Source organism: Streptomyces sp. NPDC021020 (assembly GCF_044333285.1).
Classification (GTDB): domain Bacteria; phylum Actinomycetota; class Actinomycetes; order Streptomycetales; family Streptomycetaceae; genus Actinacidiphila.
The window spans coordinates 1-18,376 of the sequence record NZ_JBIRQQ010000001.1; the positions used below are offsets into that span (position 1 = coordinate 1).

The following is an 18,376-nucleotide window of genomic DNA, read 5'->3' on the forward strand; positions in this document are numbered from 1 at the left end:
GCCCACGCATGTAGCACTCGCCCCACCGCCGCTGATCACGCCGCGACACCGAGCCGAACACATCACCCACAAACTCCGCTAACTCACCACGCAGAGCATCTACTTCCGCAAGCCTCATACCCCCAACATGCTCCCGACCAGCCATGATCGGAACACCTAACGAAGCACCCCTAGTCGGCGGCGGCCATCACGTCGACGGGGCGGGGGCGGAGGGCGAAGCGGCCGGGGAGGGCGGTCGCGGGGAGGGCGAGGAGGGCGGCGAGCGCGAGGACGGACAGGTAGGGGAGCAGCGCGAGGGTCGGGGAGGAGGCGCCGGTCATGCCGGTGCTGAAAGCGGTGAGGACGGCGAGGGAGATGGCGGTGCCGAGCAGGCCCGCGAGGGCGACGACGGCGGTTGCCTCGCAGGCCAGCATGCGGAGCACCTGCCGCCGGGTGGCGCCCGCGAGCAGCAGCCGGGCGAATTCCCGTACGCGCTCGGCGGTCGACATGGCCAGGGTGTTGACGGCGGCGATGGCGGTGAAGACCAGGACCAGGCCCATGGCGAGCAGTTGCGCCTCGGCGTTGCCGCGCCGCACGGTCGGGGCCAGCGCGTCGGCGGCGTGCCCGGGGGCGAGGACGCGGATACCGGGGTAGCCGCGGACGGCGGCGGCCAGGGCGGCGCGGTCGGTGCCGGCCGCGGTGCGGACCAGGACGGCCGCGGCGAGCGGGTCGTCGACGTGCCGGGCCACCAGGGCGTGGGACATGGTGAGATCGCCGAAGCCGAGCCCGCGGGCGTAGACGGCGGCGACGGTCAGCGTCACCGGCGTGCCGTCGCCGAGGGTCACCTGCAGCGTGCTGCCGGGGTGCACGTGCCGGGTGCGGGCGGCGGTCTCGCTCACCGCGACGCTCGTGTCGCCGAAGCCGGCGAGCGAACCGTCGACCACGTCCGGGTCCAGGTCGCGGCCGAGCGAGCCGGCGGTGACGCCCTGCGCGGGGAATTTGTCGAGGCCGACGCGGACGGTGGTGCGGACGACCTCCGTGACGGACGTGACGCCGGGCGTGCGGCGTACGGCGTCGGTGGCCGCGCCCGGGACGCCGAGGCCGTCGGAGGTCAGCGCCCAGGCGCCGCGGGTGCCCGCGGCGGCCTGGTCGTGGGCGGCGTGCTGCAGCGTCGTCTGGGTGAAGAGGACGGTCGAGGCCATGGCAACGAGCAGGGCGAGCGGGGTGACGGCGGCGGCGTTGCGGAAGGCGTTGCCCCGCAGGTTGCGCCGGGCCAGGACGCCGGGGAAGCGGGCCGCGCGCAGCGGCCCGGCCAGCACCGCGGCACCACCGCGCACCAGCAGCGGACCGAGGAGGGAGACGGCGACGGCGAGGACGATCACGGTCAGGAAGGTCACCGGCGTGGCGGCCGGTTCGGTGTGCAGCGAGCGCAGGACACCGACGAGCGTCGCCCCGCCGCCGAGCAGCAGCAGGCCCGCGACGGTGCGGCCGGCGGAGGCGCCGCGCTCCAGCAGCGATTCGGCGAGCGCCTGCGCGGGGCTCAGCCGGGTGATCCGGCGGGCGGAGATCCGGGCGGCGGCCCACGCGCCCGCGGTCGTCGCCAGGGCGCCCGCCGCCATCGGCGCGAAGCCGATCGAGGGGTGCAGGGTGTCCGGGATCGCGCCCAGGGCCACGAAGCGGCCGAGCAGCCAGTGGGCCAGGGGCAGTCCGGCGAGCGCGCCGAGCACCCCGGCGGTCGCGCCGACGAGCAGCGCCTCGCGCCCGATGAGCTGCCGCAGCTGGCGGGAGGTGGCGGCGACGGCGCGCAGCAGGGCGAGTTCGCGGTGCCGCTGGCGCAGCGACAGCGCGAAGGTGCCGACGACGACGAGGATCGCGACCAGCAGCGCGGTGCCGCCGATGGCCCCGCCCATGCTGACCAGCTGGACGCGGGCGCGGGCCGCGTCGGGGAATTCGGCCGCGCCGCGCCCGCCGCCGGTGTGGACGCGCGCCTTGGTGCCGTCGAGCGCCGTGCGCAGGGCGTCCGGGTCGGGTCCGCCCTCGGCCTGCGGCAGCACGCCGAAGGCGGCCACCTGGCCCGGGTGGGCGGCCAGCCGCTCGGCCTCGGCCTGGCTGAAGAAGAGGCTGGTCTGCTCGGCGAGGTCGGCGTGCGCCCCGCCGCCCGGCGTGGTGGGCGCGGCGACGCCGCTGACGCGGTAGGTCCGCGGGGCGGCCGTCGACTGCACGGTCAGCCGGTCGCCGGGGGCCAGATGCGCCTTCCGGGCGAGCCCGCGGTCGACGACGACCTCGTCCGCGGCGGTCGGGGCGTGCCCGGCGACGAGGGCGAAGGGCGTGAGCACGGCGGAGCTCCAGCCGTGCCCGTACGCCCGGCCGTACGACGCGGCGCCGGAACCGCCCGCGCCCGAGCCGCCGCCCGCTCCCGTGGCCGGGAAGGTCTCGGCGGGGAAGGTCAGTTCGGGGACCACCGCGCGGACGCCGGGGACGGCGGCGATGCGCGGGGCGAGGTCCGCGGGCAGCCAGACGCGCTCGGCCAGCGGCTTGGCCTTGTGCTTGACCTTCGTCTTGCCCTTCTTGTGCTTGACGGTGGTCTGGTGCACGTTCTGGTCGGCGGTGACCACGACCGGCGAGGCGCCGTACCGCTCGGTGGCGATGCTGCCGACCAGTCCCGTCTCCAGCAGCCCGCCGCACGCGGTGATGAGCGCCGCGGCGCAGAAGAGGGCGAGAAAGGCCCCCAGGAAACCGCTCCTGCGGGCCTTCAGGGTTCTCAGCGCGAGACGCGTCAGCATCGTGGACCGGTCCTCGTGGCAGTGGCGTCCGGACCCGTCCCCCGGGCCCGGCGGCCGGCATCCCCCGACCTGCCCTCTACGATCCCGTCGCGCCCCTCCCGGCACACTCCGGCCGCCCGGCGCCTTCAGGGTGGGGCCAGCCCCACCAACTCCCGTGCTCCGCCGCCCGGTCGACATACGGGCAACCTTCGGTTGCGCGTCATGCGGGCGGCCGCTACCGTAATGCGCAACCGAACGTTGCGGGAGGTGGCCGTCATGGAGACGGAGACGGGGACACGGACGGAATACGGGTCGATCGAGCGGGAGATCCGGATCGAGGCGTCGCGGGAGGTGGTCTTCGACGTCGTGAGCAGTCCCGAGCACCTGCGGGAGTGGTGGCCGGACGAGGTGGACCTCCCGGGGATCCCCGGCGTGGCCGGGCGGATCGGCTTCGGGAAGGCGGCGGACGGCGCGGTCGACTGGATGCAGTTCACCGTGGTCGACGCGGTGCCGCCGCGGCTGTTCTCCTTCCGGTGGACGCACCCGGAGGGGGAGGCGGCCCGGCGGGGGAATTCCCATCTGGTGGTCTTCGAGCTGGAGGCGGTGGGGGACGGGGCGACGCTGCTGCGGATGACCGAGACGGGCTTCCGGGAGCGCGGCTGGGACGAGGCCAAGGTCGTGGACCGCTACAACGACCACACCTCCGGCTGGAATTACTACCTGCCGCGGCTGGTGGACTACGCCGCCGCGGTCCAGGCGGGCAGGTAGCCGTGGGGGCCGCAACCGCCGCGGCCACGGCCGACGGCGACATCGACGACGCGCTCTGGTCCGCGGTCGGCGACCCGACCCGCCGGCGCATGCTCGACCTGCTGCTCAGTGAGGGCAGTGGGACGGCGACCGGCCTCAGCGAGCGGCTGCCCGTCACCCGGCAGGCGGTCGCCAAGCACCTCGCCGTCCTGGACCGGGCGGGCCTGGTGCACGCCACCCCCGCGGGCCGCGAGAAGCACTTCCGCGTCGACGAGGCGCAGCTCGCCCGCGCGGTCGCCCAGCTCACCGGCGTCGGCGCCGCCTGGGACGGCCGGCTGCGCCGCATCAAGCGCATCGCCGAGACCGTCCAGCGCCGGAAGGACGCGCAGGAGCAGGACGCGCGCGCCGCGACCGGCGCACCGGACGGCAACGGCAGCGCCGGCAACGACAACGCCGGCGGCACCAGCAACAACGACCAGCCCTGACGAGCGAAAGGCACGGCAATGCCCGACATCCTGCACCGCATCGGCGTCAAGGACGCCACCCCCGACCAGGTCTACGCGGCCCTCACCACGCTCGACGGCCTGTCCGGCTGGTGGGCGGAGAAGACGACCGGCTCCACCGACGTCGGCGGCGTCATCGCCTTCCGCTTCAGCGCCGGCGGCTTCGACATGAAGGTCACCGAGGCCGACCCGGGCCGCCGGGTCGGCTGGGAGGTGGTGGACGGCCCCGAGGAGTGGATCGGCACCACCGTCACCTGGGAGCTGCGCCGCGAGCCCCGCGACGGCGACTTCACGATCGTGCTCTTCCGGCACGAGGGCTGGCGCGAGCCCGTGGAGTTCATGTCCCACTGCAGCACCAAGTGGGCGACGTTCCTGATGAGCCTCAAGCAGCTCGTCGAGACCGGCGAGGGCGCCCCCGACCCCCGCGACGTGCCCGTCAGCGACTGGCACTGACCTCCGCGGGGGCCGCCGCCGCGCACGACGGGCACAGCCCCCGGTAGGTGACCTCCACCGTCTCCACGGTGAAGCCGAACCGTTCCGCCGGGGGCAGGTCCGCGAGCGGGCTGCCCGCCGGGTGGACGTCGCGGACCGTGCCGCAGCGCGAGCACACCAGGTGCTGGTGCGGGTGGTGGGCGTTCGGGTCGTACCGCTTGGCGCGGCCGTCCGTGGCGACCTCGATCACCTCGCCCAGCGAGACCAGCTCGCCCAGCGTGTTGTAGACGGTCGCCCGGGAGATCTCCGGCAGCAGCTGCGCGGCCCGCGCGTGCACCTCGTCGGCCGTGAGGTGCACGTGGTCGCCGTCGAGGACCTGCGCGACCACACGCCGCTGCGAGGTCATCCGCCAGCCGCGGCCGCGCAGCCGCTCCAGCAGGTCGCTCATGTGGGTCCACCAATCAGGGTCAGGCTCCCGGTAGCCAAGAGTTTACCAAGTGCGGTCGGAAAATCGATGATGTGTACGACTGGGCGGTGTGTACGACTGGGTGAATTCTTGACTTGGACTGTGTCCATCGTAGGATCGGTTCCGGTGACAAGCCAAGTCTCAGGTCGGGAAGGACCCTCACAATGACTGAGAAGCACGACGCACTCGAGGCGGCCCCGGTGGCCGCGGGCGGCGGCTGCCCCGTCGCGCACGGGCGGGCACCGCACCCCACGCAGGGCGGCGGCAACCGCGGGTGGTGGCCCGAGCGGCTGAATCTCAAGATCCTCGCGAAGAACCCCGCGGTCGCGAACCCGCTGGGTGAGGACTTCGACTACCGCGAGGCCTTCCTCTCCCTCGACCTGGCCGCGGTCAAGCAGGACATCGCCGAGGTGCTCACGACCTCGCAGGACTGGTGGCCGGCCGACTTCGGCAACTACGGCCCGCTCATGATCCGGATGGCCTGGCACAGCGCGGGCACGTACCGCATCAGCGACGGCCGCGGCGGTGCCGGCGCCGGGCAGCAGCGCTTCGCCCCGCTCAACAGCTGGCCCGACAACGGCAACCTGGACAAGGCCCGCCGCCTGCTGTGGCCGGTCAAGAAGAAGTACGGGCAGAACCTGTCCTGGGCCGACCTGCTGATCCTCACCGGCAACGTCGCCCTGGAGCAGATGGGCTTCGACACCTTCGGCTTCGCCGGCGGCCGCCCCGACGTGTGGGAAGCCGACGAGGACGTCTACTGGGGCCCGGAGACCACCTGGCTCGGCGACGAGCGCTACACCGGCGACCGCGAGCTGGAGGAGCCGCTCGGCGCCGTCCAGATGGGCCTGATCTACGTCAACCCCGAGGGCCCCAACGGCAACCCGGACCCGGTCGCCGCCGCCCGCGACATCCGCGAGACCTTCCGCCGGATGGCGATGAACGACGAGGAGACCGTCGCCCTCATCGCCGGCGGCCACACCTTCGGCAAGACCCACGGCGCCGGCCCCGCCGACAACGTCGGCCCCGCCCCCGAGGGCGCGCCGGTCGAGGCCATGGGCCTGGGCTGGGCGAACACGTACGGCTCCGGCAAGGGCGCCGACGCGATCACCAGCGGCCTCGAGGGCATCTGGACGGACACCCCCACCACCTGGGACAACAGCTTCTTCGAGATCCTCTTCGGCTACGAGTGGGAGCTCTTCCAGAGCCCCGCGGGCGCCAACCAGTGGCGGCCCAAGGACGGCGCGGGCGCGGACACCGTGCCGGACGCGTTCGACCCGGCCAAGCGCGTCGCCCCGACGATGCTCACCACCGACCTGTCGCTGCGCTTCGACCCGGCCTACGAGCAGATCTCGCGGCGCTTCAAGGACAACCCGGCCGAATTCGCCGACGCGTTCGCCCGCGCCTGGTACAAGCTCACCCACCGCGACATGGGCCCGGTCGTCCGCTACCTCGGCGCCGAGGTCCCGGCCGAGACGCTGATCTGGCAGGACCCGCTGCCGGCCGCCGAGGGCGAGCAGATCGACGCCGCCGACGCCGCCGCGCTCAAGGAGAAGGTGCTCGCCTCCGGCCTGACCGTCGCGCAGCTGGTGTCCACCGCGTGGGCGTCGGCGTCCTCCTTCCGCGGCAGCGACAAGCGCGGCGGCGCGAACGGCGCCCGCATCCGCCTGGAGCCGCAGCGCGGCTGGGAGGTCAACCAGCCCGACGAGCTGGCGCTCGTGCTGCGCACCCTCGAAGGCGTGCAGGAGGCCTTCAACTCCGCGCAGTCCGGCGGCAAGCGCGTCTCGCTCGCCGACCTGATCGTGCTGGCCGGCGCCGCGGGCGTCGAGAAGGCCGCCGCGGACGCCGGGGTGAGCGTCGACGTGCCGTTCACGCCGGGCCGCGTGGACACCACGCAGGAGCTGACGGACGTCGAGTCCTTCGCCGCGCTGGAGCCGCTCTCCGACGGCTTCCGCAACTACCTGGGCAAGGGCCAGCGGCTGCCGGCCGAGTACCTGCTCGTCGACCGCGCCAACCTGCTGACGCTGAGCGCGCCCGAGATGACCGTCCTGGTCGGCGGCCTGCGCGTGCTGGGCGCCAACCACGGCGCCTCGCAGCAGGGCGTGTTCACCGACCGGCCCGGCATCCTGACGAACGACTTCTTCGTCAACCTGCTGGACCTGGACACCACATGGCACGCCACCTCCGCGGACGCCACGGCCTTCGAGGGCCGCGACGCCGCCGGTGCCGTCAAGTGGACGGGCAGCCGCGCGGACCTGGTCTTCGGCTCGAACTCCGAACTGCGCGCGCTCGCCGAGGTCTACGCGAGCGACGACGCCAAGGCGAAGTTCGTCACGGACTTCGTCCAGGCGTGGGCCAAGGTCATGGACCTGGACCGCTTCGACCTGGTCTGACGTCCACCCTCTCCACGGGGCCCCGCGGTTCGGCCGAACCGCGGGGCCCCGCCGCGTCGTCCTACTCCGCCAGCACGCTCAGGTCGTGCAGCAGGCTGCTGCCGATGCCCATCCCCACCCACGCGACGGTCACCAGGCCGCTCGTCGCCTGCTGCGGCATCAGCTCGGAGTCCGACTGGACGTCGTGCCAGGAGGCGTCCGGCTTCGGTACCGGCACCGGGGTGCTGCTCAACTGCCGCCCGGTGGCGGCGTCGAGGACGACGAGCCGGGCGTCGTAGTGGTCGAGCAGCGGCTTGAGGTCGTCGTCGATGTCGACCCGGCTCGGCTGCTCGACGACGTAGACGCGGTTGCCGGCGAGCAGCGGGTCGCCGAAGCGCAGGCCCTTCGCGGGCTGGGCGGTCCACCGCTGCCGGTGGTCGCCGACGCCGAACGCCACGAGCGAGCCCTCGTGTTCGTCGTTCCGCTCGGTGTTGTCCACGCACAGCACGACGTCGTCATCGGCGGCGACCACCGGTTGGTCCGACAGCACGGAGTAGGTGGTGACGGCGGGCTTCGCACCGGAGATGTCCACCGTCGCGCCGGAGTCCCCGCCCGACCACATGGTGCTGACCAGGGTGTGGTCGCCGGCGGGCACCGGGGAGAGGAACTTGTACGCCAGCTTCCAGCGCAGCTCGCCGCTCTGCCGGTCGAAGCCGAAGAGCTGGTTCTCCTGGTCCTTGCCGCAACTGCCCTCCGCCACCACGGTCTTGTCCATGAGCCGCACCATGCCGTACGTCTGGCCGCAGCCCTCCGGCAGCTCGGCGGTCCACCGCTTCTTACCGCTCACGGTGTCGAACGCCGTGAGGTCGCCGCGGCGTTGGGCCAGCACCAGGCCGCCGCTCATCCGCAGGTCGGCGATGCCGCCGCTGTCGCCGGGCAGGTCGCCGTAAGTGAGCGTGTGCCGCCAACGCGGCTTGCCCGTGCGGACGTCGAGGGCGGTGATCAGGCCGTCCTCCCACCACAGGGCCACCGTGTCGCCGGTCCCGGAGAGCGCGACGCGGTTCAGGTCGGCGCCGGTGCGCGTGTAGCGCCAGTAGGACTTTCCGGTGTGCAAGTCGTGGGCCTCGACGCCGTCGTGGTGCAGATCCAGGTCGGCGATCTCGTCGACCGACAGCGCGCCGGTCACGCCGTACGAGTCGGCCGTCCGCCGTACTGCCGTGCCCGGCGCGTCGGGTGGCGCGCTGCCGAAGGCGGCGGGGTACGCCCCCGTCGCCGCGGTGATCGTCTCGTGGCGGTCGTCGCCGTGCCGCGCCCACAGCCACCCGCCCGCCGCGACCGCCACGACGACGACGCCCGTAACCGCCGTGCGGCCTCTGCTCCGTGCCATATCTGTCGTCCCCCCTGTGGTGTTGCCGTCGGCCCCGTCGCCGGGGCCCTTCTCACTGCCCCAGTACGACCGCGTCGGCCGGCGGGAGGGCGATGCCGTCCGTGCCCCACACCACGCCCACCACGCCGCCGGCGGCGTGCCAGGGCTGGAGCGAGCGGGTGACCTGGGGCGGGAGCCCGCTGCCGATCGGGAACGGCGGCAGCGCGGTGGCGCCCAGCCGCTGTCCGGTCCGCGCGTCGAGGACCAGCAGCGTCGCCCTGTAGCTGTCCGCCGGGACGGGCTTCGCGTTGGTGTCGTAGGCCCGCTCGGGCTGCTGCACGACGTACACGCGGTCCCCGGCCTGGAGCGCCCCGCCGAAGCGGGTGCCCTTCGCCGCCGGGTAACTCCAGTGCTGCTTCGGGTCGGTCAGGCCGAAGCCCTCCAGCACCGCGACGCCGGGGCTCTGGCAGAGCACGATGCCCGCGCCCGCCCCGACCGACGGGTGCCCGTCCGGCGTCCGCCACGCGTGCTCGACCGGCCGGGCGCCCGACACGTCGACGACCTTGCCGCTCGTGAGGCCGCTCCCGTCGAGCGACGTGACCAGCGTGTGGTCGTCGGCAGGCCGCAGCGGGGCCGTCCCCCCGTCGGCGACCTGCCAGCGGACGGCGCCGCTGCCGGGGTCGTAGCCGACGCGCTTGCCGCGGTCGCCGCACCGCACCTCGGCCGTGACGGCGTGCGTCATCGTGAGGACCGCGCCGTCCTGGAACGTGCAGCCCTGCGGGGGCCGGGCCGTCCAGGCGTGCCCGCCGGCCGTGGCGTCGTAGGCGGTGAGCGTGTCCTCGCCGGCCGCCAGCACCAGGCCGCCGGCGAGGGAGAGACCGCGGTGGCCCCGGTAGCCGTGCGCCCACGCCGCGGTGAGCCTGCTGCGCCAGCGCGGCTTGCCGGTCCGGGCGTCCACGGCCACGACCAGCCCGTCCTGCCACCACATGGCCACGGTGCCGCCGCTGTCCGTTCCCGCGGCCGCGTTTTCGTCGCCCGTCGCGACCAGGCCGAGGGACTCGCCGTCGCGCGCGTACGTCCAGTAGGCGCTGCCCGTTCGGAGGTCGTGCGCCGTGACGCCGTCCCGGCCGTGGCCCTGCGCGCGGTCGACGGACAGGGCGCCCGCGAAGCCGTACGTCCCCGAGGTCTTGGGCAGCACCCTGGCCGGGGCGTCCGGCGGTGCGGTGCCGGGGGCGGTCGGATACGCGCCCGCCGCCGCGGTGATCTGCTCGTGGTAGCCGCCGTCGCCGTCGCCGTGCCGCGCCCACAGCCAGCCCCCCGCTGCGAGCGCGATCACCACGACGCCGACCACCGCCGAGCGCGTTCTGGTCCACGCCGGTGCCATGTCCGTCCCCACCCCTGTCGGACCGGTCGATTACCCGCCCAGGCTACGACGGGTGGGCAGCCGCCGGGACGACAACCACAGCAACTGCCGTATCAGTAGCCCCCGCCGCTCGACGAGCCGGACGTGGTGATCTGCTTGCCGTCGGTGCCCAGCACGTACCACTTGGCCCCGAAGTTGTTCAGGCCCTGGCCGCGGGTGTTGCCGGAGCTGGTGTCGGCGGCGAAGAGGTAGAGCGGGTGGCCGTTGTACGTGACCTGGGTGCCGCCGTCCGAACGCTTCGTGGTGCCGAGCTTCTTGGAGTCCGCGCCACCGGAGGCCGTCGGCTTGCCGTTGACCAGCAGCGGCGGCCACACCTTCGCGCACGCGCCGGTGCAGGTCGACTGGTTCTTCTTGTCGGCGAGGAAGAGGTAGAGCGTCCGGTTCTTGTCGCCGCCGACCAGGATCTTGCCGAACGGCGAGACGTCCTTGGTGGTGACCGTCGCGGGCGTGGACTGCGCGTCCTGCCCCGCCGGGCTCGCGGTCACGGTGGCGGCGGTCCCGGTGTCGTGGCTGCCGCTCGTGCTGCCGCTCGTGTTCCCGCCGCCGGAGCAGGCGGTCGCGGTGGCGGCGAGCAGGGCGGCGGCGACGGCGGTCGTGGCGGTGGCGTGGTGCCTCACGGATGTCCTCCGGGCGGTCGTGACGGTGTGTGGGGGGTGTGCCGTACGGCGGCGCACGCCGGGGGGACGGCGGGCCGTGTGCGCACGGGACGCGCGGGGCGCGGCGGCGCAGGGGCGGGGCCGCGCACAGCCCACTACACGCCAGGCCCGCGCGCCCGGCCACGCGGGAGCGCCGTCCGGGGTACGGCGCCGGGGCGCATGGTGGGAGCGGGGCGCGGTGGCAGTGACGTGGTGCCCCGGCGTGCCCCGGTGATGTCGCCGTGGTGTCTCGGTGGTGTCGCGACCGTGGCACAGCAGCGGTACGGCCCCGGTCCTGCCTCGGTACGGCAGTGGCGCCCGCGCGGGCGTCAGTGCCACAGTGTCCACTCCGGACGGCGCGCCGGACGGTCTCCGGCATGCGCACCGGCAGTCGCACCGGCAGTCGCAGGACCAGGCGTGCGGGGCGTATGACGAGCGCCGGCCGCGGGCGCCGTGAATCGTTACGGGGGCAATCTCGATGGAACCGCTCAAGGCCGGCGACCCGGCCCAGGTCGGCACGTATCAGCTGGTCGCCAGGCTCGGCACGAGCGGGCTCGGGCAGGTCTTCGCCGGGCGCGGCCCGGACGGGCGGCTGACGACGGTGACGGTGCTGCACGCCCGGCTCGCGGGCGACCCGCAATACCGCGAGCAGTTCCGCCGCGACGTCGAGAGCGCCCGCCGCATCACCGGCCCGTCGCTCGCGCCGGTCGCCGCCGACACCGAGGGCGACGCCCCGTGGGTCGCGACCGGCAGCGCCGACGCCCCGAGCCTCGCCACCGTCGCCGGCAGCGGCCCACTGCCGCCCGCCGCCGTACGGGACGTGGGCCTCGCGCTCGCGCACGCGCTGCGCGCGGTGCAGGCCGCGGGCGCGAAGCTCACCGGGATCGAGCCCTCGCAGGTGCTCCTGACGCCCGAGGGCCCGCGGCTGACGCACTTCGGGATCACCCAGCCCATGGTCGGCCCGGGCAGCACGATCGCCGCCGTGCCCTCCGACGCCGACGCCGTGCGGGCGCTCGGCCGGGTGCTGCATTTCGCCGCGACCGGGCAGCCGGCCCCCGCGGGCGGCGGTTGGCAGCAGCCCGGCCCGCGGATCGCCGACCCCGTCCTGGCCTCGATCGTCGCCGACTGCCTGGCCGCGCAGCCCTCCGGGCCGGGCCTGGACACCGTCGTCGAGCGGCTGAACGGCGCGGTGCCGCCCGCCATGGCCCCGCCGCCCGGCTTCGGCCCGGCCGCCGGGCCGGGCATGCCGCCGGGGCCGCCGCCCGGTTTCGCCTCGGGAGGCTTCCCGCCCCCGCCCGGCGGGGGCATACCGCCGGCGCCGATACCCGCGAACCGGTCCTGGTGGCGTACGGGCAACGGGCAGTTGGTGGCGATCACCGCCGTCGTGGCCGTCGTCATCGCCATCGGCGTCGCGACCACCGGTACGAGCGGCGGCTCGTCCACCACCGCCAAGCCCACGGTGAGCGCGTCAGGACTGCCGTCGCTGCCGACCCTGCCCGGCGACAGCAGCGACAGCAGCGACAGTTCCGATGCCGGAAGCTCGGACGGCGGAAGCTCGGACGGCGGGGACGACTTGGGCAGCGACCTGCCCAGCGACCCGCCCTCCGCCGATCCCGTCGCCGACGCCGTGACGGGCGACTGCTTCGACAACTCCGGCACCGCGACCAGCCCCGAACTGACCTCCGCCCTCTGCGAGTCGGGCACCTTCAAGGCCGTCGACGTGCTGCACGGCACGAGCGACACCCACAGCTGCGACAAGATCCCCGACGACGACTGGAACGTCAGCTACCCCGGCCGCGACCTCGTGCTGTGCCTGAGCTACCAGTACGAGCACGGCACCGCCTACCACGCCACGTCCGGCGAATGCGTCTACGGCGAGAGCGCCACCAGCGACTGGGACCGGACCGACTGCCAGACCGGCGCGTTCACCGTCATCGCGCGCTACACCGGCACCACCAGCTCGGCCAAGTGCAAGGGCCTGCGCGACTACGACTGGTCCGAGCACTTCGGCATCACCGGCCGCTCCGACCTCGACGTCACGCTGTGCCTGTCGATGGTCTACCCGGACGACGCCGGGCACGCGGTGCTCAACGAGTGCCTCAAGTTCACCGGTTCGTACGCGCAGCCGCACATGAAGTCCGTGTCGTGCTCGGCCGCGAACGTCATCGTCACCGGGCGCACGAGCAAGTACAACGCCAAGACCTTCTGCGGCAACGACGCGTGGACCAGCTGGAAGCCCACCGACTACGCGTCGCTCGCCTACACGCTGTGCTACCGCAAGCGCTGACGGAACGTCAATTACCTTGGGGTGAAGCCTGGCCGGGGCGGGCGCGGACGTGCATGCGCTCACCCTGCCGGCCGAAGAGGCTGAGCACCTCCACCGGGTGGCCGTCCGCCCCGCTGAACCAGTGCGGTACGCGGGTGTCGAACTCCGCGGCCTCGCCGGGCCCGAGGACGAGGTCGTGGTCGGCCAGCACCAGCCGCAGCCGCCCGTGCAGGACGTACAGCCACTCGTAGCCCTCGTGCGTACGCAGGTCCGGCTCGCCGGGGCGGGCCGGGACGAGCATCTTGTACGCCTGGAGCGGCCCCGGGGTGCTGGACAGCGGGAGGACCGTGCCGCCGCCCGGCAGTGCGCGCGGGGTCAGCCGCACCCGCGGGTCGCCCACCTCGGGGGCGCCGACCAGGTCGTCGAGCGGCACCCGGTAGGCGGCGGCGAGCGGCAGCAGCAGCTCCAGGCTGGGGCGGCGCAGGCCGGACTCCAGCCGGGAGAGGGTGCTCTTGGAGATGCCGGTCGTCTCGGACAGCGCGGCGAGCGTGAGGCCGCGCCGGGCCCGCAGCCGCTTCAGCCGCGGGCCGACCTCGTCGAGCACGGCGCGGTGGGAGGGCGGTTCGACGGGTCCGGGGTCAGGCTCGGGTATCGGCATACGGGCATTCCACCGCGCCGTCCCGGAAACGGCAACATTAATTGCCGTCCGGTACGTCACGGGTGCACGCTGCCCGGCATGAGCCCTCACACGGACCCCGGCCACGGCGCCGGACACGCCCACTCCCCCAGCGGCCAGGGCCACGCCCACGGACACGGACACGGCCACGACACCGAGATCGACTGGGAGGAGATGTCCGACCATCTGATCGCCGCCGGTGAGCTGCAGCTGCCGGTCCTGCGGGACGTCGCCGCCCGGCTGCACGCACTGCTCGACGGCGACGGCGAAGCCCCCGCCCACGAGGTGCGCCGGGTGCTCGACGTCGGGAGCGGTCCGGGCGTCATGACCTGCGTCTTCGCGGAGGAGCTCGGCGCCGCCGAGGCCGTCGCCGTCGACGGCTCGCAGCCGCTGCTCGACCGCGCCCTCACCCGCGCCGCCGCCCTGGGTCTCCAGGGGCGGATCGGCGTGCGGGCCGCCGAGCTGAACGGCGGCCTGCCCGCCGACCTCGGCCCCGCCGACCTGGTGTGGAGCAGCAAGGCCGTGCACCACCTCGGCGACCAGCAGGGCGCGCTCGACGCGCTCGCGGCCGTGCTGCGCCCCGGCGGCCTGCTCGCCGTCGCCGAGGGCGGGCTGCCGGTGCGGTTCCTGCCGCGCGACATCGGCCGCGGCACCCCGGGCCTCACCGCGCGGCTGGACGCCGTGGGGGAGGAGTGGTTCGACGCGATGCGGGCCGAGCTGCCCGGCAGCAAGTCCGTCGTCGAGGACTGGCCCGGCATGCTGCGGACGGCCGGGCTCACCGGCGTCACGAGCTTCACCTGCCTGCTGGACCTGCCGGCGCCGCTCACCCCCGCCGGGCGGGACTACCTGCTCGCGTTCCTCACCCGTATCCGCGAGAAGGTCGGCGGTGAGCTGCTCTCGCCGGCCGACCGCGAGACCCTCGCCGTCCTGACCGACCCCGACGCGCCCGAGAGCATCCTGCACCGCCCGGACGCGTATCTCCTGATGGGCATCACCGTCCACGTGGGCCGCCGCCCGAGCTGAGCCGCGATTTTCCGCCGCCGGTACGGGTGCTCGCCCGTACCGGCCCCGGCGCGCGGCCGTAGGTCAGCTCCGCGGCGCCATGTACGAGGTCACACGGTCGGCGAGGACCGCGTACTCGCCCTTCGTGAGGCCGGAACGGGCCTGCCGCAGGACCGCCTCGACCAGATTCCAGCGCTCGTCGACCCGGCTTGGCCCGGTGTCCCCCAGTGCCTCCGCCGCGGCGAGCTCGGCGGCGGCCTCCGCCGCCTCCTCCTGCTCGACGCCGCGCAGCGCCTGCGCCGCGTCCTCCCGCCCCGCGCCGGCGAGCTGCTCGGCGGTGACCCCGACCGCCCGCGCCATACGCGCCAGCGTCTTGTCGGGGCTGCGCACCGCGACATGCGTGCGCTGCACCAGCTGGTAGCCCGACACGAGCTGCCGCCAGCGCGCCTCGCTCATCCGGGCCCGCCGCGCGGCCTCCCGCTGCGAGATGTTCATCTCCATCTGGGCCTGCTTGATCAGCAGACCCTCGGGTGGCGCAGCCAATGGCTCAGTCATGCGCCGAGCTTCGCACCACTACGCACACCCCGTCCACCGAATCCCCCGAAAGAGTGGCCCGCCCGCCGGGCGCGCGTGATGGCCGAAAACAGAGGGGTCGGCGGGGCGGGTGGGAGGGATTTCGTTTTGTGGTGAACGACTTCGGCGTGGGGGCCGTACCTCCTGGCGCCGGGGCGGCGCCCTGCGCCGGACCGGCACCGCTTGCTCCCCCCACACCTAAGGAGCACACCTTGGATCTCGACAGGCGGATCGACACCGCACGCCCCTACGTCTTATCGCTCTACCGCATCGTCGTCGGGCTGCTCTTCGCCTGCCACGGCGCGTCGACCGTGCTCGGCATGTTCGGCGGCCCGGACGGCGGCCGCCCGCAGGCCGGCGCCTGGCCCTCCTGGTGGGCCGGACTCATCCAGCTCGTCTGCGGCGTTCTCGTCTGCGCCGGCTCCGGCGACCGGACCACCCGCGTCGCCGCCGTCCTCGGCTCCGGCGCCATGGCCTACGCCTACTTCACCGTGCACCAGAAGCGCGCGCTCTGGCCGATCGAGAACGGCGGCGAGGCGGCCGCGATGTTCTGCTGGAGCCTCCTGCTGATCGCCGTGACCGGCCCCGGCGCCTGGCAACTCGCCCGCGCCCGCCTCCCCCGCAGGTCCCCCACCCCCACCCCCGACCCGGAAGCCGCCTGACCTCCCCCGTCCCCGACACGCAACCGCCCCCGCGACCGGCATCGATCGCGGGGGCGGTTCCGTGCTTCGGGTCAGTGCACGACGCTTCGGGTCAGTGCACGACCATCGGGAGCTGGTCGGCCTCCGCCGTCTTGTCGGAGGGGGTGTCCGAGCTGGAGGCGATGCGGATGGCGGAGGGGCGGGGGGCGCGGACGACGGTCAGGGCGATCAGGGCCGCGGCGGCCTCGATCGCGAAGGCCCACCAGATGGCGTGGGTGTAGCCGTGGACCAGGGCGTGGGACTGCGTGAGCTTCGCGGCCGCCGGGGTCGCCGCGTGGTGGGCGGCGAGGTAGGTGGTGGTCGCGGAGGCGGCGATCGTGTTCAGCAGCGCGGTGCCGATCGCGCCGCCGACCTGCTGCGAGGTGTTGACCATCGCCGACGCCACACCCGCGTCACGCGGCTCGACGCCCGAGGTGGCCAGCGACATCGCCGGCATGAAGGCCGTACCCATGCCCAGGCCCAGCAGCACCAGGCCCGGCAGGATCACGCCCGGGTAGGAGGAGCCGACGCCGAGCCGGGTCAGGAACAGCATCGCGACCGCGGCGGTGGCGAAGCCGGGGGCCATCAGGGCGCGGGCGGGCAGCCGGTTGACCAGCCGGGCGCCGATCTGCGTGGAGCCGACCACGAAGGCGGTGACCATCGGCAGGAAGGCGAAGCCGGTGCGGACGGCCGAGTAGCCCTGGACGACCTGGAGGTAGTAGGTGAGGAAGAGGAAGACGCCGAACATCCCGATGATGGCCAGCGCGAGCGAGGCGTAGACGCCGCCGCGGTTGCGGTTGCCGACGACGCGCAGCGGCAGCAGCGGGAAGCGCACCCGGGATTCGACGGCGACGAAGGACGCGAGCAGCACCACCGCGCCGACCAGCAGCGCGATCGTGGAGGCGGCGGCCCAGCCCGCGGTCTCCGCGCGGGTGAAGCCGTAGACCAGGGAGATCAGGCCGAGGCTGGACAGCAGCACGCCGGGGATGTCCAGCGGCGAGCGGTTGCGGCCGCCGGCCGGCTCGCGGATCACGAAGTTGGCGCCGAGCGCGGCGATCACCGCGAAGGGGACGTTGACGAAGAACGTCCAGCGCCAGTCGAGGTATTCGGTCAGCACACCGCCGAGCAGCAGGCCGACCGCGCCGCCGCCGCCGGCGATGGCGCCGAAGATGCCGAAGGCCTTGGCGCGCTCCTTGGCGTCGGTGAAGGTCGTCGCGAGCAGCGACAGCGCGGCGGGTGCGAGCAGCGCGCCGAAGACGCCCTGCGCGGCGCGCGAGCTGAGCAGCATCGCCTCGTTGGTCGCGGCGCCGCCGAGCGCGGAGGCCAGCGCGAAGCCGGTCAGGCCGGTGACGAAGGCGCGCTTGCGCCCCCACAGGTCGGCGATGCGCCCGCCGAAGAGCAGCAGCCCGCCGAAGGCGAGCGCGTACGCGGTGATGACCCACTGCTTGTTGGCGTCGGATATGCCGAGGTCGTGCTGGGCGCTCGGCAGCGCGATGTTCACGATGGTCGAGTCGAGCACGACCATGAGCTGGGCGAGGGAGATGAAGACGAGCGCTTTCCAGCGCCGCGGATCGGGCTGGACGGCTGTTCCGGGCATGAGGGTATCCACTTCGGTACGTGGTGCGGTGGTCCTGCGGGGCTCGTGTGCTCGTGACTCGTGTGCTTCGTCGGCGGGCCGCAGGTGAAAAAGGCAAGGAGGGGCCGGGCGCTCGGCGTCGGGCCTTCGCGTCGGGGGTCGGCCGGTGGCCGGGCGCTCCGTTGCGCCCGCGGGAGGTCGGGATTACTGCGGGGTCGTGAGGTGCTGGGGCGTGAGGCCGTCCAGGAAGAGCTGGAGATGGCGGTGGACGTCGTCGCCCGGGCAGTCGATGCCGGGCAGCGGGCGGGTGAGGCGGGAGAGGACGACCATCAGGTCGGTACGGGTGACGTCCGCGCGCAGCGCGCCGACGCTCCTGGCCCGTGCCATCAGCTCGTCGACGGCCGCCTCGAACCGCGCCTTCTGCGCGGTCAGTTCGGGGCTGCGGGATTCGGCGCAGCCGACCAGCAGGCCGCACAGCGCGCCGACGTTCGCGTCGACGGCCTCGTGCGCGAAGCGTCCGAGCGCCGCGAGCGCGTCACCGCCGCCGGCGGCGGTCCCCGCCTCCGCCGCCGCGCTGTCCGCGGTGCGCGTCACGACGCTCAGCAGGACCGCGTGCGCGAGCGCGTTGCGGTCGGCGAAGTGCCGGTAGAGGGTCGCGTTGCCGATGCCCGCGCGCCGGGCGATCTCGTCGAGCGGCGCCTCGGGCCCGTACTCGACGAAGGCGTCCCGCGCGGCGGCCACGATCCGCTCCCGGTTGCGCACCGCGTCGGCCCGCGGCCGGTGCGGCCTGCTCCCCCCGGTCGCGTCCTCGGTACGCGCGGGACGACCTGCGGGACGACCCGCGGTCTCGATCGCGTCTGCCACGGTGGTCACGCCGGTCACCTCTTTCCGCGTCCGTCTCGGCGAACCGGGGAAGTGCTC

At 74.1% G+C, this 18,376-nt stretch carries 16 protein-coding genes; 7 read left to right on the forward strand and 9 right to left on the reverse strand.

The window, feature by feature from the left end; all coding sequences use genetic code 11:
* Positions 1-170: 170 nt before the first annotated feature.
* A complete protein-coding gene (locus tag ACH4SL_RS00005) occupies positions 171-2,762 on the reverse strand; it encodes an FtsX-like permease family protein (protein WP_398440962.1) in 2,592 nt (863 codons plus the stop codon).
* Between the two features lie 255 nt (positions 2,763-3,017).
* Here ACH4SL_RS00005 and ACH4SL_RS00010 point away from each other — a divergent pair, with 255 nt between their 5' ends.
* Genes ACH4SL_RS00010 through ACH4SL_RS00020 form a run of 3 tightly spaced genes read left to right on the forward strand, consistent with a single transcriptional unit; the run spans position 3,018 to position 4,444 of the window.
* Entirely contained in the window at positions 3,018-3,509 is a 492-nt protein-coding gene (locus tag ACH4SL_RS00010; protein ID WP_398440963.1) for an SRPBCC domain-containing protein, read from the forward strand.
* Positions 3,510-3,511: 2 nt separating this feature from the next.
* Positions 3,512-3,973, forward strand: a complete 462-nt coding sequence (locus ACH4SL_RS00015) for an ArsR/SmtB family transcription factor (protein WP_398440964.1) — start codon at positions 3,512-3,514, stop codon at positions 3,971-3,973.
* A gap of 18 nt (positions 3,974-3,991) precedes the next feature.
* Positions 3,992-4,444: an SRPBCC domain-containing protein gene (locus tag ACH4SL_RS00020; RefSeq protein ID WP_398440965.1), complete on the forward strand. Its 453-nt coding sequence runs from the start codon at positions 3,992-3,994 to the stop codon at positions 4,442-4,444.
* Here ACH4SL_RS00020 and ACH4SL_RS00025 read toward each other — a convergent pair.
* Positions 4,428-4,871, reverse strand: coding sequence for a Fur family transcriptional regulator (locus ACH4SL_RS00025; protein WP_031512347.1), 444 nt, complete (start codon positions 4,869-4,871; stop codon positions 4,428-4,430). The genes ACH4SL_RS00020 and ACH4SL_RS00025 overlap by 17 nt on opposite strands.
* 182 nt (positions 4,872-5,053) lie before the next feature.
* Between ACH4SL_RS00025 and katG the strand changes: the two genes are divergently transcribed.
* Entirely contained in the window at positions 5,054-7,279 is a 2,226-nt protein-coding gene (gene katG, locus ACH4SL_RS00030; protein ID WP_398440966.1) for a catalase/peroxidase HPI, read from the forward strand.
* Positions 7,280-7,340: 61 nt separating this feature from the next.
* On the opposite strand, the gene ACH4SL_RS00035 is transcribed toward katG, so the two are convergent.
* The 3 genes from ACH4SL_RS00035 to ACH4SL_RS00045 all read right to left on the reverse strand — a co-directional run bounded on the left by ACH4SL_RS00035 (position 7,341) and on the right by ACH4SL_RS00045 (position 10,664).
* Complete coding sequence (locus ACH4SL_RS00035; protein ID WP_398440968.1) at positions 7,341-8,645, reverse strand: PQQ-binding-like beta-propeller repeat protein; 1,305 nt, start codon at positions 8,643-8,645, stop codon at positions 7,341-7,343.
* Between the two features lie 52 nt (positions 8,646-8,697).
* A complete protein-coding gene (locus ACH4SL_RS00040; RefSeq protein WP_398440970.1) occupies positions 8,698-10,008 on the reverse strand; it encodes a PQQ-binding-like beta-propeller repeat protein in 1,311 nt (436 codons plus the stop codon).
* A gap of 92 nt (positions 10,009-10,100) precedes the next feature.
* Complete coding sequence (locus ACH4SL_RS00045) at positions 10,101-10,664, reverse strand: hypothetical protein (protein ID WP_398440971.1); 564 nt, start codon at positions 10,662-10,664, stop codon at positions 10,101-10,103.
* A 496-nt stretch (positions 10,665-11,160) separates the two neighbouring features.
* On the opposite strand from ACH4SL_RS00045, the gene ACH4SL_RS00050 reads away from it, so the two are divergent.
* Positions 11,161-12,969 (forward strand): hypothetical protein, encoded by a 1,809-nt coding sequence (locus ACH4SL_RS00050; protein WP_398440972.1) that lies wholly within the window; start codon positions 11,161-11,163, stop codon positions 12,967-12,969.
* Positions 12,970-12,976: 7 nt separating this feature from the next.
* Here the strand turns inward: ACH4SL_RS00050 and ACH4SL_RS00055 are convergent, their stop codons facing one another.
* Positions 12,977-13,606, reverse strand: a complete 630-nt coding sequence (locus tag ACH4SL_RS00055; protein ID WP_398440973.1) for a helix-turn-helix domain-containing protein — start codon at positions 13,604-13,606, stop codon at positions 12,977-12,979.
* A 78-nt stretch (positions 13,607-13,684) separates the two neighbouring features.
* On the opposite strand from ACH4SL_RS00055, the gene ACH4SL_RS00060 reads away from it, so the two are divergent.
* Positions 13,685-14,647, forward strand: a complete 963-nt coding sequence (locus ACH4SL_RS00060) for a class I SAM-dependent methyltransferase (RefSeq protein ID WP_398440974.1) — start codon at positions 13,685-13,687, stop codon at positions 14,645-14,647.
* Between the two features lie 63 nt (positions 14,648-14,710).
* On the opposite strand, the gene ACH4SL_RS00065 is transcribed toward ACH4SL_RS00060, so the two are convergent.
* Positions 14,711-15,181 (reverse strand): helix-turn-helix domain-containing protein, encoded by a 471-nt coding sequence (locus ACH4SL_RS00065; protein WP_398440975.1) that lies wholly within the window; start codon positions 15,179-15,181, stop codon positions 14,711-14,713.
* Positions 15,182-15,411: 230 nt separating this feature from the next.
* Between ACH4SL_RS00065 and ACH4SL_RS00070 the strand changes: the two genes are divergently transcribed.
* Positions 15,412-15,861, forward strand: a complete 450-nt coding sequence (locus ACH4SL_RS00070; RefSeq protein WP_398440976.1) for a DoxX family protein — start codon at positions 15,412-15,414, stop codon at positions 15,859-15,861.
* 91 nt (positions 15,862-15,952) lie between these two features.
* On the opposite strand, the gene ACH4SL_RS00075 is transcribed toward ACH4SL_RS00070, so the two are convergent.
* Together ACH4SL_RS00075 and ACH4SL_RS00080 are read right to left on the reverse strand one after the other, a co-directional pair.
* Positions 15,953-17,476, reverse strand: a complete 1,524-nt coding sequence (locus tag ACH4SL_RS00075) for an MFS transporter (RefSeq protein WP_398440977.1) — start codon at positions 17,474-17,476, stop codon at positions 15,953-15,955.
* A gap of 183 nt (positions 17,477-17,659) precedes the next feature.
* Positions 17,660-18,328 (reverse strand): TetR/AcrR family transcriptional regulator, encoded by a 669-nt coding sequence (locus tag ACH4SL_RS00080; protein WP_398440978.1) that lies wholly within the window; start codon positions 18,326-18,328, stop codon positions 17,660-17,662.
* Between the last annotated feature and the right edge of the window lie 48 nt (positions 18,329-18,376).